Raw genomic sequence first — 16842 nt, 5'->3', positions numbered from 1 at the left:
TACACAAAATAATAGATAATTTTATGATCACTGTGACGGGGTAAAATAGCAAAAACAGTCAAATACTGTATTTTGCTGTTCAATAAATTACAAAAATAAAAGCGCTATCTAACATAGCGCTTTTGGGTAGGGTAATCTTATAGTGGAGGCTCACTGCAGAGATAACAAGGTAGCTCCTCTATTCTGCTTTAGCGGCTTCCGCTTTTTTTTCAGGGGCCTTCTGATCTGATTTTTCAGGGGCTCTAGCCGGTGTTGTTTTTTTCTCTACAGCTTTTTCTGCACTTGGTTCAGTAGAGGCTGGAGGCGCAACAGGCTCTGGCGGTTTTCTTTCAGTCAGAGCCGCTCTAGGCGGTGTCATGCCTGCATTGCCCGTTACTTTTTGATTGGTAATTTGACCGCTGTAATCTTTATCGCCCTTTTTATCGTTATCTGATAAGTTAACTACTTCCTGCTTTTTAATTTCAGATTTTGCCACGTTATTAATACTAACCCATTGATAAGGCACAGACTTCAGGGCAGTACGCATATAATCTACCCAAATAGGCAAGGCAGCCACACCGCCATATTCTCCTCTACCTAAGGTTGAAGGTTGGTCAAAACCTAACCAAACTACCGACACTTGAGTGGGATGGAATCCTGCGAACCAGGCATCTTTCATCTCGTTAGTTGTCCCTGTTTTGCCACCAATATCAGAACGACCTAAGGCTTTGGCTCGGGCTGCTGTACCGCTTTGAATAACGTCACGAAGCATGCCTGCCATCTCATAAGCCACCGCGGGCTTTAAGATACGAGGTGCCTGATCTGCCGCTTGATAAATTAACGGTACCGGCTTCAAGCGATCCGATTCAGGACCTGCATCGTAGAGTAGAGATTCAACCGCAGCTTGCAGTGATTGCTTAGGATTAGGTTTGGCTTCTTCTAAGTCAGAATCTTCAGCACCAACCTCAGGCTCTTCTGATGTTTCACTAGCTGTGATTAGCTCTGGATCTTCTTGTAAGGCTTTGACCGCTTTTTGGCGCTGCTCAGCATTAGCCTCAGCTTGTTTCTCAAAATCCTCAAGCTGCTTTTCATTTAGCTTTTTGAGCTCATTGTTATAGCACAACGCACAGGCACGTTGAGGGTTGGCTAAATACAATAGGTTGTTTTTATAATCGTAAACTTGGTCAATAAAGTAAGGTTGTATGCGGTGACCACCATTAGCAAAAGCAGCGTAAGCGGTCGCCATTTGTAAAGGTGTGGCTTGTCCAGCACCCAGTGCCAAAGATAGGGTGGTCGGCAACTTGTCCTTATCGAGACCAAATTGTTCTAATAGTTGACGTGCTTCAGCAGTACCTACCGCTTGCAGTAAGCGAATAGAAACCAAGTTACGGGACAGAATAAGTCCGCGTCTTAAGGTCATGTCGCCATAAAAGCGACCGTCAGAGTTTTTAGGACTCCAATCGCCAATACGTAAGGGACCATCTGAAATCATGCTGTCAGGGCGATAGCCTTTCTCCAAAGCTGCAGCATAATTAAGAGGCTTAATGGTTGATCCAGGCTGACGCCACCCTTGTGTGGCCCGGTTAAACTTACTGTGCTGATAGTCAAATCCACCAACTAGGGCTTCGATGGCTCCAGTTTCAGGATCTAATGCTATCAAGCTTCCTTGTACATCAGGAACCTGAGTTAATCGCCAAGAGGTATTATTTTCATTAGCAATTAAACGCACGATGTCATCTTTTTTGACGATATCTGAAGCGCTATTGGGATATCGTCTAATACGGTTGGCATCTAGATATTCTTTGGCCCAGCTCATGCCTGACCAAGGAATGGTGACCACTTCACCGCTTTGTAACTCAGCTTTGAAGCTACGCCCACTCACCTCAGTAACTTTGGCCGGAACCATGTTGGAATAAGTTTTGAAATTCTCCAAAGGCTCACCATTAGCCTCGGCACCTCGCCAACCATGGCGACGGTCATAGCCGATTAAGCCTTTTTTGATGGCAGTATCTGCAGCTCTTTGGTCTTTACTGTCTACAGTTAGCTTAACGCGCCAACCGGCGTTGATAACTTGATCCCCGTAGCGATCTACCAAAGTACGACGAGTCATTTCAGCCAGATAAGGCATATTTACATCGAGCTTTTCTTTATAAAGATGCACGCCAAGGGGCTGCCGAACTGATTCATCATATTCCGCTTGAGTGATATGACCCAACTCTAACATCCGTCCTAAAATCCAGTTACGGCGCTCTAAGGCGACCTCAGGATTAGAGACAGGGTTGTTTTGTGAGGGGGCTTTAGGCAGACCTGCTAGGGTTGCCATCTCAGCGGTAGTTAGGCTGTCCAAAGATTTACTAAAATACTTCTTAGCAGCAGCCCGGATACCATAGGCACCTTCACCCATATAAATCTTATTAACATATAAGGTGAGGATTTCTTGCTTGGTTAATTTATCTTCAATGTTACGGGCTAAATATAGCTCAGTTAGCTTACGGCTAAAAGTACGCTCAGGGCTTAAGAAATAGTTCTTCGCCACCTGCATGGTAATGGTTGAGCCACCCGTTTGTCCTTCATCGTCAGTGATGATTTCGGTAACTGCACGACCTAGGCCTTTAATACTAATACCGCTATGCTCATAGAAAGAGGAGTCTTCAGCGGCTAAAAAAGCATTAATAAAACCTTGTGGAATCTCATCATAAGTCACAGGCAGTGACATACGGTTGCCGTACTGACCAATTAGCTTGCCGTCTTTGCTGTAGATCTGCAAAGGCATTTCTAGATTTGAGGTCTTGATATCTGAGATATCAGGCAGGTTTGGCGAGATATACATGGCCATCCCATAAAATCCAATAGGCAGAGCCAATACCAATATGAGAGCCAAGGCAATAATGGCCAACAATATGGAAACAATATAATGGATAAGACGAGAGCTAGCAGACGATTGAGACATAGTGACTCTATTAATTAGAAACGTAAATATTAGGCATAGCAAAAATCACAGCACCTGCCTTAAAAGTTAATCAAAACAGTAACCTAGGTTAGTTACTACAGCCGGTTAACTTAAAGATGAGTTGGGATAATGATTTCTTTCTATGCATAAAAAGCACATATGACACGCATACAGCTACAATTATAAAGCAAATTATAAAGTAATTGAGCGATATCTTATAGTTCTAGCCATAAAACAAAGTAATACACTGAGTTTTAAGTGATAAAAGGCTCTATTTTATAATAAAAGGCCAGGGAGGGGATAAAAAATTCAGAGACATAATAGTTTAGATTAAATTTAAAGTTATCCTCTCGGCTATTAGATAAGACCACTAAGGTTATTGTAATTTATATTAATATACTAATTAATATAAATTAATAATTATGTTGACAAAGCAGGGTTAAATAAATAGGGTAGTAAATCAAGTTAGAGAGAGTCATTTATTGAAACCAACGCTGGCCGGTGATAGTTAAGCTTGTTTTTAACGTACAGAATCAAGGATGTGTTTTGCGGCTATTTTTTATCCCACCAAAATCATTGCTAGCAATAGCGGTTAATGCCAGTACCTTAAGCTTTGTAGAACTAAGTTTTAAAAAGCAGCAGTTCCATCTACTAGGCTATGGCTTGTTAGCATTAGAGGAGGGGGAGGTTGTAGATAATCAGATTATAGACACCGAGCATATGGGGCAGCGTATTGCTGCACTGGTTATTCGTAGTAAGCGCCATACGAAGCAAGCAGCGATGGCTCTAGCCACAGATTTGGTCATTACTCAACACATCAGCTTGCCTAACGAATTTAATGAGCAGGACATTGAAGCTCAAATACGAGTCGATGCCGACCAGTATATTCCTTACCCATTGGATGAGGTAAGCTTAGACTTTGAGGTATTAGGAGCGGCTACAGATGCGGTTGATTGTAATGAAGTATTGTTAATAGTGGCGCGCACGGAGTACGTCGAGCAGTATAGGGATGCTTTAATATTTTCTGGATTAAATCCAAAGGTGATAGAGGTTGAGGCGCAGGCCACCGAGCGTGCCCTACAGCTCATGGTTAGCGGTAATATCAATTATCTGGGTACGATAGCATTGGTTGATATAGGTCAAAGTCGAACCACGGTCTATATTGCTCAGCAAGGGCAGTTTGTTTATCAGTTGCAACAGTTGTTTGGTGACAGTCATTTGACAAGTGCCATTGCTGCACACTATGGCCTAGTCAGTGAAGACGCTGAGCAAGCCAAATTAAACCCAGAGTCGCTTATTGATTATGATCAACTCATATTCCAACCTTTTATTGACGCGTTCATGGAATACTTGACTGTGGCCTTTGAGCAGTATGCAGCAACTGAGACAAGTGATGAGATTGATCAGGTTATATTATGCGGTAAAGGGAGTGTATTGCCTCAATTAAGCAGTAAGTTACAACATCAGCTGTCTTTACCGGTTACTTTAGCCAATCCTTTCAACTCTATGAGTATATCGGCTGCTATTGACACTAAACAGCTGTTAAAAGATGCGCCCCAGCTAATGACAGCCTGCGGCTTAGGCATGCGTTGTCGAACGGTTGGCTACTGATGCCCCAACTTAATTTGTTGCCTTGGCGTGAGCAACATCGACAACAAAAAAACAAGCAATTCATAATAGCTGTGGTTTTAAGTTTAACCATTACCTTATTGGTAGCAGCAGCTGTTTGGGGCTATTTACGGCAAATAAAGCACACCCTTATAGTAGCCAATAATCTATTGATTGAGAAAAATTCATTATTAGAGGTGGCCAAAAATAAAAATCAATCAATAAAACAACATCGAGAGACAACGGTAGTACAACTTGCAGAAGTAGAGCGCATAGCCCATCATCGCAATAGTTTGGTTCAGCTGTGGTCAGAACTTACTGCAGTGATTCCGACAACGATGTATCTGACAAGTATTGAGAGTCAACAAGGCTCGCTGGTGTTGCGCGGAAGGAGTAGGCAGCCTAGTGCCGTTACCAAGCTTGTGGCTTACTTACAGCAAAATCCAGCCATACAACAGGCACAAGTTAAATATATAAAAAAACCACAGTCGGCGGCACAAGTTACGCCTTATAGCAATAGACACAATCAAAGTGCTGTTGATCATCAGGTGGAAGCAACTATCATGGACTCAATGACTGCTAGCCACCATTTCGACTTCGAAGTGGTGGCTGTTTTGTTTGAGAGGGAAGCTAAAAATAGTGACTCTGCACTAAGCACCTCTATCAACGAAGCAGCGACAGCCAGCAAAGAGGGTGGACTATGATCCCTCAACAGTTGTCTCAGCAACAAACTGTGACGAAAACCAAGCGCTTGGATTTACGGCATTGGTATTATGAGTTACAAAGCTTAGATAGCCAAAATTATGGTAGCTGGCCTTTTGCAGTAAAGGGATTTTCAATATTAGTGATGGTACTGCTGGTCGCTTTAGCCTGTTATTTATTACCTATTAGCAATCAATTACAGCAGATTGAAGCAGAAGAGAATAAGCAGCAAGTATTAACAGAGAAGTACCTCAGCAGTCAGGCTCAGGCGAATCAGTTAGTTACTGAGCTTGAGCAAGGTGAGGATACCCAGCTACAGCTTGACACGCTGTCGTCTCTAATGCCCAGTATAGAAGGTGTGTCTTTGACACAGCAATTAAACGAGCTAGGGTTTAGTAGCGGAGTAGTCATTGAAGATTTACAGCTTTCAGCAGAGCAGGAACTAGACTTTTATAATGAACAGTCGCTGACTCTGATAGTGTCGGGTAATTATCATCAAATAGGAAAGTTCTTGGGCAGCTTAGCTGCTTTACCGCAGTTGATTACCTGGCATAATTTATCAGTAAAAGCTTTAGCAGCCAATAACTTACAACAAGCAAAATCCCCAATATTGGATCTAACTCTACAAACCAAAACCTATCGCTTACAGCCTGACGTCTTTGATAAAACGCAAAACGCAGAGGGCGTATCTGCTTTTTTTATTCCTGAAGCGCTAGAGGCAGACGTTGCCGAGACAAATGACAACCCCTATCAGCCCAAAGTCCAACGCAGTCCATTTAGCTTACCTAATTTTATAACTCCCCAATTAGCTTCAGCTGCGAAGCCGGACAGTAATCGTAGTGATGCTCTGTCTACACAGCCCAATGAGCAGTGGCAACATCCCCTAAGTAGCTTCCAATATCGGGGTAGGATAAGTGGAATAGGCGGTACTTATGGTTTAATTCAAGGTGCTGATGGGATAGTTAGGCGGGTTCAAGTAGGCCAGACATTGGGACAAGACAATATCAAGGTAATAGAAATTACCCCCACTCAGATTAATTTTACCGAACAAATTGAGAACTCTAAAACAGGGAAGTCAGAAAATAGGTGGGCTTTGATAGCTCCTATATCACCCTTTAGGAATGGCCTATGATATTTAGTGTTTCCGCTTTGAGGCGGATCTGGTTAGGGGCAATGCCTACCACAAATAATTGCAGGCGAGCGCCTTATCCTATCATTGTAAGCACTTTGCTATCGGTGCTGATAACTTTAAGCAATATAGCTTATGCCAACCTCCACTATTCAGAAGGGTTGATTGACATATCAGCGGTGACTGCGGATATAACTGCCAATAATAAAGGGGAAACTAAAAGCTATTTGCGTCGTGATGCCATTGATTATCAGCCTCTGAGCAATAGGACTGAAAAGGTCGAAGTTGTTTTGGATAGCGCAGATCAAAAGGTGGCTATTGAGCGGCAAGGCAATAAAATTGTTTTGAAGCTGTCAAAGACTCAAGTTGAGCCAGGTCTAATATACAAGCAGAACTCCTCTGAGCGGCTACTTCGGTCTATTTATAGTGAAAATAAGGGCAAATATGGTTGGGTGAGTATTGAGTTAAGCCAGGATTTCGAATATCAAAGCTATCAGGTGGGGAATAAAATAACGCTAAATTTGCAACCGGCTAAAGGCTTAACCCAACTTAGTGTGCCTATTAATCAGTATAGTGGCGTCCCTATTTCTATCGACTTTCAAAATATTGAAGTTCGTAGTGTGCTTCATTTACTGTCGCAGTTTATGAATATTAATATTGTCGCTAGTGATGCAGTCACTGGCACCCTAATGTTGAATTTAATTAATGTTCCGGTAGATCAGGCTTTAGATATCATTTTGACCAGTAAGCATCTCGGTAAGCAGATAAATGGGAATGTTATTTTAGTCGCGCCCTTAGCTGAACTAGCTAAGCAGCAACACACCTTATTACAAGCACAACAACAAAAAGTGGCATTGATGCCATTACGCAATGAGTATATTCGGCTTAATTATGCCAAGGTCAGTGAGGTTTATGCTTTAATCGAAAACACCAGTCGTCAGACGACTGTTAACAATAAGCGTATTAATAGTGATGCTGACAGTCAGCAGCAAGTCCTGATCAATAATACCCTGGCTACCACTTTACTATCGAGCCGTGGGGTAATGGCAGTCGATACCCGGACCAACACCTTGATTGTCAAAGATACTGCGACCAGCATTGATAATATTAGAGCCTTAATTGCAAAGATTGATATTGCAGTGCAACAAGTGATGATTGAGGTGAGAATAGTCAGTGCCACAGACAACTTTAGTAAAGAGCTAGGGGTTAAGTGGGGCATGCTATCAAAAGGTGTGGCCAATAATGATACTTTGTTGGTGGGTGGTAGCGATCAAACTTTGGCCGACTTAAAGAAATTTAGCTTGCGCGATACCACCTTTAAAGGGAAGCCAGTGAGTTATCCTGATTATGGCGTCAGCCGACCTGATAACCTCAATGTAGATTTGGGAATTGCAAACCCTGCCGGTAGCCTGGCGCTTGGTATATTAAGTATGTCAGATTTGATGATTGACTTAGAGCTATCCGCAATGCAAGCTGAGGGTCGAGGTGAAGTTATTTCAACCCCAAAAATACTAACGCTGGACAAGCAAACCGCTCGGGTCTCTTCCGGGACAAAAATCCCGTATCAAAGTGAATCAGAAGGGGGTGGAACGACTACCCAATTTGAGGAAGCCTTACTAAGCTTAGAGGTAACTCCCAATATTACTCCGGAGGGTAGGATATCGCTACAGCTGAATATCGAAAATGGTCGCCCAAATCCAGTAGGGGATGGGGTTATTCTTATTGATACCGATAGACTGAGTACTCAGGTGAATGTTGCTGATGGAGAAACCATAGTTTTGGGCGGTATCTATCGCAATCAGATCTTTAATAATGTTGAGAAGGTGCCGTTCTTTGGTGATTTACCTTATCTGGGCCGATTGTTTAAAAAGGACATGCGCCGCAATGATAAGCAGGAGTTGCTAATTTTTGTTACCCCTACATTGATTACAGAGAAAGCTTTGACCCATTAAACGATAGGACAAAACAAGTTGCAAGCTCTAGGTGCAGATAGGTTTGTCGCAGCCATAAAACTCTCTAGTTATGCCTAAATAGGGTTGCTATTATCACATTTATTGGTTATTCATTATAATTGGTCCCTAGTTTTTAAAAATAGCTTTAATAAGCTAATTAATCAGAAGTTTAAAAAACTATATATACTCATTGACTGTTTTTAGTTTGATGGGATTGTTCACCTAAGCAGGACTAACGACAAAAATGCCTGTATAATCTGTGAATTTATGTGAGAGATAATAATGCAATCGACATTGCCGTCATTATTTATTGTGGGCCCTATGGGAGCAGGGAAGACTACGATTGGGAAGTTGTTAGCAAAGCACTTAGGACGCACTTTTATAGACAGTGATTATTATATTTGCGAACAAACTGGCGCCGACATTCCTTGGATTTTTGAAAAGGAAGGTGAGGCAGGTTTTAGAGAGCGTGAAGCAAAAGCTATTGCTGAGCTGACTGAGTTGCCTAATATAGTATTAGCGACGGGTGGTGGGGTCGTGACTCAGCCACAAAATCGTGAAAACTTAAAGAAGCAAGGCATCACTATTTATCTAAGAGCCAATGTCGATGTGCAATTAAAAAGGACTTCTAAAGATAAGTCGCGCCCGTTATTAAATAATCCTAATCCTCGAGCGGTACTGCAGTCTTTATTTGAAGTCCGTGACCCTTTATATCTTGAGGTTGCAGATGTTGTGGTAGAAACTGGGGAGGGTTATCCCAGATATATGCTCAAAAAAATCATGGAAGCTTTAAAAGAGAAGTATCCTGAGCACTTTTCATAAGAGTCGCACGGGCCACACGTCGTTACCGCAAATGAGAGATCCCCTTTAAGCCTTGTAATCGCCAACAGTGGCCAGTATAGCTAATAGTATATAGGGAAGAGAGATGAAAGCTAATTTAACCGTACATACCCAAAGTCATGATTATCCGATCATTATTACCAGTCAGTGTGATTTGGCAAAAGAGGTAGCCCCTTATATTAAAGGCAAGCAGGTGATGGTAGTTACCAACACCACGGTAGAAAAGCTGTATCTGCAAGCTTTGGTTGAAGGATTAAAAGCCGACTTTGAAGTATTTACTGTGGTATTGCCAGATGGCGAACAATACAAGACTCAGCAATATATCGATCAGATTTATGATGCTTTAATGGACAATCATTGTAGCCGTGATGTTACCTTGATTGCTCTTGGTGGTGGGGTCGTCGGCGATATGACCGGTTTTGCTGCTGCATCCTTTATGCGCGGAGTGAATTTTATTCAAATCCCAACCACCTTATTGTCACAAGTGGACTCTAGTGTGGGCGGCAAAACAGGCATTAACCACCCCAAAGGTAAAAATATGATTGGGGCTTTTTGGCAGCCACAAATGGTCCTAGCTGATATGCACACTTTAACTACCTTGCCACAGCGTGAACTGTCAGCGGGTATGGCAGAAGTTATCAAATATGCGTTGATCATGGATGCCGACTTCTTAACCTGGCTGGAAGACAATATGTCGGCGCTCATGTCTTTGGACAAAGTAGCTTTGGCTGAAGCCGTCGCTAGGTGCTGTCAGTATAAAGCAGACATTGTGGCTCAAGATGAGCGTGAGTCAGGTAAAAGAGCGTTATTAAACTTTGGTCATACCTTCGGTCATGTGATTGAGACTCATGAAGGTTACGGCAAGTGGCTACATGGTGAGGCGGTAGCAGTTGGCATGGTACAAGCGGCGCAACTGTCACAGAAAATGGGCTGGATTAGCGAGACAGACGTTCAGCGTATTAGTAAGGTTCTGCAAGCAGCGCAACTGCCGATTAAGCCACCAGCTATTGATACCCAAGTTGCTTTAGATTTAATGCAGCATGATAAGAAAGTTAAGTCAGGACAAATTCGATTGATTTTGTTAAAATCAGTGGGTGATGCGGTAGTTACAGCTGACTTTGATCAGGCACTGCTTGAGGCGGTCCTTACTGAGACATTATAATAGTTTCGTATTGTGTAGCTTGATTAATTGTTTTAATTTTTAATAATCCTCTTTTTTAATAACTCTCTATTTACTGGATTTGCTCTATGGCAATCACTCAAGGCTCTTCTACTAATCATCTTGATAAGTCGCCAAAGAATAAAGGGCGCTTGGTAGCCAGCGCTTGGCTTATCATGGCTTTATTAACGGGTGCAGCAGCTCTAGCTTTGTGGATGTTTAGTTCAGCACCTATCTTTGAGGAAGAGACAGAAGCTGAAAAAGAGGCACCTGCAGAAGTATTGGCTTCCAATATTGATCAAGTAAAGCATATTGACCAACTCAATGAGTTAAGTGGCGATGTTAAGCCCATATCATTCGATGCCTTGATTAGAGATTTGCGTGATTATCCTGATGAATTTAAAGACTCTAAGTATCTGAAAAAAAACAAGGGTAAATGGACCGTTCAGGTTATGGATGTGTCTGAGCATGAGATTATTGCAGATTATCTAGACTCAAGAGATGACCGAGAGAAATTTGCCTATTTCCGCTATCGTGACTCCAATAATCAGCCCCGCTATCTGTTGATGTATGATGTCATGGGTAATAAGCAGCAAGCGACAAATGCGGCCGATAGTGTTGATTTTGGCTTGCCGGCCAATGTTAAAGTCATTCCTGAAGAGATTTCAGATTATTTAGATATCATTGAGAACTATGAATTAACAGGCCCGGTAAAAGACTTATCTAGAAATAGAACCCGACAAGTCAAATTACAGCCAACTAAGAATGAATTGGCTCCTCGTCGCCGTGATAGTAACTCACAGTCAATTCAATCAAATAACAATAGCCCTGATAATCAAGGCAATGGTAGCTCGTCTCAATCAAACCAGTCACAAGCTGCTAATACTCCAATCAGAGATTCAAGCGATACTAGCGACACGCTATCAGTGCAAGAGGATCGTAAGGTAGTTGCGCCAGGCTCGAACTCTGGAAATGCAGCACCAGCTCAGCCTAAAGAGCCTACCAAACCAAAAACGGAGCCTAGTAAGCCACAGTCATCTGCTGAGCCAACTAAGCCGCAAGAAAAACAAGAGAAAAAATCAGCAGAAGCTAATAAAAGTAATCAAAAACCTGCCAATAGCGCGGAAGGTGATAGCATTAAACAGCTTATTGAACAAAAATCTGAATAATTAATTGACTACGGATTTTTGATATTTAAAAAAAGACATTCCAATGGAGTGTCTTTTTTTTATGACCACTACACGCGCTAAGTAAGTAGCTATTTTAGAAGATCTTTATTGACTTATTATCTTTTCTCGCCCTTTAATAGTAAGGCATGAAAACTTTTTTTGGTCGCAATATGGATAGAAAAATAACACAATCTAAATTGGTGAAATAGTTTTTCTAAATATTGAAAATTCAAAAATCTATTGGTTAATAAGGGTTTGTACAAAAATAAAATGTCACGAAAAAATGAAAACAGTCATTAAATTTCACTGGATTTTACAACCATGTTTCTCTAATATGGTTTATATGACGTTTGGCAATGCTATCGCAGAGGTTTTACTTACTGCTAGCTAATATGGATATTTTTAGCTGTTTTTGCATTGCTGCAGTCATCATTCAATCATTATTTACGACGCTTTATTAGATGATGAATAGTTACCTTGTACGGCCGATAAAGTGTTAAATATTATCCCAGCTTTGTCTGTATTATTAGGTAGGGTATTAATGTTTAAACGATATATTGTTGTTGAACATTGAACTCACAAAGCGTCATAGTCATTAATATACAAAGTAAGATGTCTATTCGAACTCTCTATTTTTTGGCTCACTTCCTAACACAGCTATTCTATCTATCCCTATAGCTGTGCCTATCTCGAACATTCATAGGTGATGAGAATAATTCATCACATGATTAAAGGACATGCCATGACACAGAAATTTATAGCCCATTGTGCCGCCCAAAATAACCCCGATAGCCAGTCCCAGTCCACTCAATTCTCTTCAGAACCTTCCACTCAAGACAACTCCTCCTATTTAGCCTCTCCTGATGACTTCAAAGACAACTGTGGTTTCGGCCTAGTAGCTCACATTGAAGGCAAGCCCAGCCATCATTTAGTAAAAACAGCAATCCATAGCTTAAGTTGTATGACTCACCGCGGTGGCGTTGCTGCTGATGGTAAGACAGGGGATGGCTGTGGTTTATTACTGGCTAAGCCGGTTGATTTTTTTCATACTGTAGCAGCGGAGATTGGGCTTGAGCTCACTGAAAACTTCGCTGTGGGGATGGTATTTTTAAACCTTGATGAAGAGCTTGCAGCGCACAGTCAACAAGTGCTCGATAAAGAAGTAGCGGCTCAAGGCCTGACCGTAGCAGGTTGGCGTGACGTGCCTGTAGATTTATCCATAGTGGGTGAAATCGCGCGTGAGACCCTGCCTCAGTTCAAACAAATTTTCGTCAACGCTCCAAGCGACTTAAGTGCCGAAGATTTCAATCGTAAGTTGTATGTTGCTCGCAAAAAAGCAGAGCTAGCACTGACTGAAGATGAGCTGTTTTATGTGACTTCGCTTAACTGTGAGACGGTCATTTATAAAGGCCTGGTGATGCCATCAGACTTGCCAGCTTTCTATAGTGATTTGCAAGACAGCCGTCTGCATTCACACATTGTGGTGTTCCATCAGCGCTTCTCAACCAACACTTTACCACGCTGGCCACTGGCTCAACCGTTCCGCTATTTGGCGCACAACGGTGAGCTGAATACCATTACCGCCAATCGTAACTGGTCTGTGGCGCGCACCCCAAAACTTGAAACACCGAAATTACCTGAAATTACTCAGCTACATCCTTTAGTAAACCGTACTGGCTCTGACTCTTCGAGCTTAGATAATATGCTTGAAGTGCTTATCTCAGGCGGCATGACTTTATTCCACGCCATGTCAATTCTAGTGCCACCAGCTTGGCAAAACGTAGACAGTATGGATATGGACTTGCGTGCTTTTTATGAGTTTTACTCGCAGCACATGGAGCCTTGGGATGGTCCGGCCGGTTTGGTTATTCAAGATGGTCGTTATGCGGTATGTATGCTAGATCGCAACGGCCTACGTCCGTCACGTTGGGTCACCACCAAAAATGGCTATATTACCGTCGCTTCAGAGATTGGCGTATGGGATTATGATCCTGATGATGTGATTGCCAAAGGCCGTGTAGGACCCGGTCAAATGCTAGTTATTGATACTTTAAACGGTGAGGTGCTAGATGATCAGGTGATTAGTAATCGCTTGAAAAAAGCACATCCTTATCGCAAATGGCTACGTGAAGAAGCCACTCGCATTCGTGAAAATGAGCAAATAGAAGAGAAATTGCTTGAGCAGGGTGTGCGTGGTGAGCCGCTTAAAGCGCTACAAAAGATGTTTAATATCACTAATGAAGAGCGCACTGAGATCATTCGTCCCAATGCCGAAAATGGCCAAGAGCCTGTGGGTTCAATGGGCGATGATACCCCTATGGCAGTGCTGTCGAAGCAAGTACGTAATGTGGCCGACTTTTTCCGTCAGCAGTTTGCTCAGGTAACCAATCCACCGATTGACCCTTTACGAGAGTCCATCGTGATGTCCCTGCAGACCTGCTTAGGGGCCGAGACTAATATCTTTAACCCAACCCCACGTGATGCCCACCGTATTATCTTGTCGTCACCTGTGTTGTCACCTAGCAAGATGCAGCAAATCGAAGCTCTAGATGATCCCGACTTCATCAGCCAGCGCATCGATATTAATTACGATGAATCATTAAGCTTAGATGTGGCTATTAAGCAGATTTGTGAGCAAGTAGAGCAAGCTGTTTTAGATAATAAAACACTTATTATCTTGTCAGATAAAGGGATTGAAAAAGGCAAACTACCAGCCAACGCTATTTTAGTAACTGGGGCTGTGCATCATTATCTAATTGAAAAAGGCCTGCGTACCGATGCCAACTTAATTATTGAGACAGGTATTGCTCGTGACTCACATCAAGTAGCAGTCTTAATTGGCTTTGGTGCGACCTGCGTTTATCCTTATTTGGCTTATGATGTCATTTCAGACTTAGTGTCTTCAGGCGAGCTGTTAGGCGATCCGTTACAAGCCCGAGCCAATTTCCGCAAAGGCTTAGACAAGGGTTTACTAAAAATCTTATCAAAAATGGGCATTTCAACCATTGTCTCTTATCGTGGTGCTCAGCTGTTTGAAGCCGTTGGCTTATCTGATGAGATTGTAGAGTTGTGCTTCAAAGGGGTGCAAAGCCGAATTAAGGGCGCAACCTTTGAGGACTTAGCTTTAGACCAAGCATTACTGGCCAAGAATGCCTTTAGTCGCCGTACGCCACTGGATCAAGGTGGTATGCTCAAGTTTGTGTTTAACAAAGAGTATCATGCGTTTAATCCCGACGTGATTAACACCTTGCATCAGGCAGTTCGTACTGGTGATTATGAAAACTATCGGGAGTATGCTGATCTTGTCAACACACGCCCTGTGGCCACGTTACGTGATTTATTGCAGTTAAAATCGGGTAATAGCATCCCAGTAGATGAGGTAGAAGATATTGAGCATATCCTACCTAGATTTGACTCGGCGGGTATGTCTTTAGGCGCTTTATCTCCTGAGGCTCATGAAGCGATTGCAATGGCGATGAATACCATTGGCGGCCGTTCAAATTCCGGTGAGGGCGGTGAAGACCCAGTGCGTTATGGCACAATGCGTAACTCAAAGATCAAACAGATTGCCTCGGGCCGATTTGGGGTAACGCCTGCCTATCTACGCTCTGCCCAAGTTTTACAGATTAAAGTGGCACAGGGTGCAAAACCGGGTGAGGGAGGACAGCTGCCTGGGGGTAAAGTAAACTCATTGATTGCTCGCTTACGTTACTCGGTACCTGGGGTGACCTTAATTTCACCACCACCGCATCATGACATTTATTCGATTGAAGATTTGGCGCAGCTTATTTTTGATTTAAAGCAAGTGAATCCGGATGCGTTAGTGTCGGTGAAGTTGGTGTCACGTCCTGGCGTGGGCACCATTGCCACTGGGGTTGCCAAAGCGTACGCCGACTTAATTACTATCTCCGGCTATGATGGCGGTACTGCAGCCTCACCACTGTCCTCTATTCACCATGCTGGATCGCCTTGGGAATTAGGCTTAGCAGAAGCACATCAATCATTACGTGTAAATGGCTTGCGTGATAAAGTGCGTATGCAAACCGATGGGGGCCTAAAAACAGGTCTGGATGTGGTAAAAGCGGCCATTTTAGGAGCGGAAAGCTTCGGCTTTGGTACCACGCCTATGATTGCTGTGGGCTGTAAGTACCTGCGTATCTGTCACCTAAACAACTGTCCGACAGGGGTTGCTACGCAGCAAGCGCGTCTACGTGATGAGCACTTCATCGGTGAAGCTGAGATGTTGATCAACTTCTTTAAGTTTGTGGCAACTGAAACCCGTGAATGGCTTGCTTTCTTAGGGGTGCGCTCTATGGAGGAGTTGGTGGGTCGTACTGACTTATTAGAAGTGCTTGAAGGTACTACCCAAAAGCAGCGTAATCTAGATTTATCACCGTTATTGCATAGCCATCCTGCGGCAGAAGGTAAGCCGCAAACTTGCCAGGTAGAGCGTAACGAGCCGTTTGATAAAGGGCTATTGGCTGAAAAAATGATTGAGGACATGATTGTCCCTATTCGCCAAGGTCAGGGTGGCACTTTTAGCTATCAAGTGGGCAACTGTGACCGCTCTATTGGCGCCCGTATCTCAGGCGAGATAGCTCAGGTCTGGGGTAACCTAGGTATGTCAGACAGTCCTATTAAACTACATCTGGCAGGGACAGCAGGTCAAAGCTTGGGCGTATGGAACGCTGGCGGCTTAAATATCGAGCTTGAAGGCGATGCCAACGACTATGTGGGTAAAGGTATGGCTGGTGGGGAGATTGTTATTTATCCGCCAAAAGGGTCAACTTTTGCTTCGCAAAATACCGCCATTATCGGTAACACTTGTCTTTATGGGGCAACTGGCGGCAAGCTATACGCCTCAGGCACTGCAGGCGAGCGTTTTGCGGTTCGTAACTCAGGGGCCCATGCGGTAGTAGAGGGAGTAGGTGACCACTGCTGTGAATATATGACCGGCGGCGTAGTGACGGTACTGGGTAAAACAGGGTTAAACTTCGGTGCGGGTATGACCGGTGGTTTTGCTTTCGTTCTAGACTTGGATAATACCTTCTTTGATCGTTGTAACCACGAGCTTATCGACTTGCATCGCATCTCAAGCGAGCAAACCGAAGAGCATCGCATCTATCTAAAACAGATCATTGAAACCCATGTGGAAAAAACAGGCAGTGCCTGGGGTCGTCAAATCCTAGCCGATTTCGAGCACTATGTGCGCAAAGTCTTCTTGGTGAAACCTAAGGCTGCCAATATGGCGTCATTGCTACATAGTACCACTGCTGACCCACAATAAGTCTACGTCAAGCCAGACGCTGTGGCCTCGATAATTTGAGGCCATGGCCACTTAACCGGTAACTGTT

General features: G+C 43.2%; 9 protein-coding genes. 8 read left to right on the top strand and 1 reads right to left on the bottom strand.

All coding sequences use genetic code 11. The features are described 5' to 3' along the window. Window positions 1–178: 178 nt before the first annotated feature. Window positions 179–2929, bottom strand: coding sequence for a penicillin-binding protein 1A (locus G561_RS0103305; protein ID WP_028858276.1), 2751 nt, complete (start codon window positions 2927–2929; stop codon window positions 179–181). Window positions 2930–3475: 546 nt separating this feature from the next. On the opposite strand from G561_RS0103305, the gene pilM reads away from it, so the two are divergent. From pilM to gltB, 8 genes are all read left to right on the top strand, one after another. Continuing rightward, the gene (pilM, locus tag G561_RS0103300) at window positions 3476–4540 is read left to right on the top strand and encodes a type IV pilus assembly protein PilM (RefSeq protein ID WP_028858275.1); all 1065 of its coding nucleotides are present in this window, start codon (window positions 3476–3478) and stop codon (window positions 4538–4540) included. After that, window positions 4540–5241 carry a PilN domain-containing protein gene (locus G561_RS0103295; RefSeq protein ID WP_028858274.1) on the top strand — a complete coding sequence of 234 codons (702 nt, stop codon included), beginning with the start codon at window positions 4540–4542 and terminating at the stop codon, window positions 5239–5241. The genes pilM and G561_RS0103295 overlap by 1 nt, the downstream gene beginning before the upstream one ends. After that, window positions 5238–6371 (top strand): pilus assembly protein PilP, encoded by a 1134-nt coding sequence (locus G561_RS0103290; RefSeq protein WP_028858273.1) that lies wholly within the window; start codon window positions 5238–5240, stop codon window positions 6369–6371. The genes G561_RS0103295 and G561_RS0103290 overlap by 4 nt, the downstream gene beginning before the upstream one ends. Then, window positions 6368–8320, top strand: a complete 1953-nt coding sequence (locus tag G561_RS0103285) for a type IV pilus secretin PilQ (RefSeq protein ID WP_227674007.1) — start codon at window positions 6368–6370, stop codon at window positions 8318–8320. Before G561_RS0103290 ends, G561_RS0103285 begins: the two co-directional genes overlap by 4 nt. 282 nt (window positions 8321–8602) lie before the next feature. Beyond that, a complete protein-coding gene (locus tag G561_RS0103280; protein ID WP_028858271.1) occupies window positions 8603–9142 on the top strand; it encodes a shikimate kinase in 540 nt (179 codons plus the stop codon). 103 nt (window positions 9143–9245) lie between these two features. After that, complete coding sequence (gene aroB / locus G561_RS0103275) at window positions 9246–10322, top strand: 3-dehydroquinate synthase (protein ID WP_028858270.1); 1077 nt, start codon at window positions 9246–9248, stop codon at window positions 10320–10322. Window positions 10323–10408: 86 nt separating this feature from the next. After that, entirely contained in the window at window positions 10409–11488 is a 1080-nt protein-coding gene (locus tag G561_RS0103270) for an NADH-quinone oxidoreductase subunit E (protein WP_028858269.1), read from the top strand. 742 nt (window positions 11489–12230) lie between these two features. Further along, entirely contained in the window at window positions 12231–16775 is a 4545-nt protein-coding gene (gene gltB, locus G561_RS0103265; protein ID WP_028858268.1) for a glutamate synthase large subunit, read from the top strand. Window positions 16776–16842: the final 67 nt, after the last annotated feature.

It is taken from the genome of Psychrobacter phenylpyruvicus DSM 7000 = NBRC 102152 (genome assembly GCF_000685805.1).
GTDB lineage: Bacteria > Pseudomonadota > Gammaproteobacteria > Pseudomonadales > Moraxellaceae > Psychrobacter > Psychrobacter phenylpyruvicus.
This window is presented reverse-complemented; position numbering and strand designations above follow the sequence as displayed.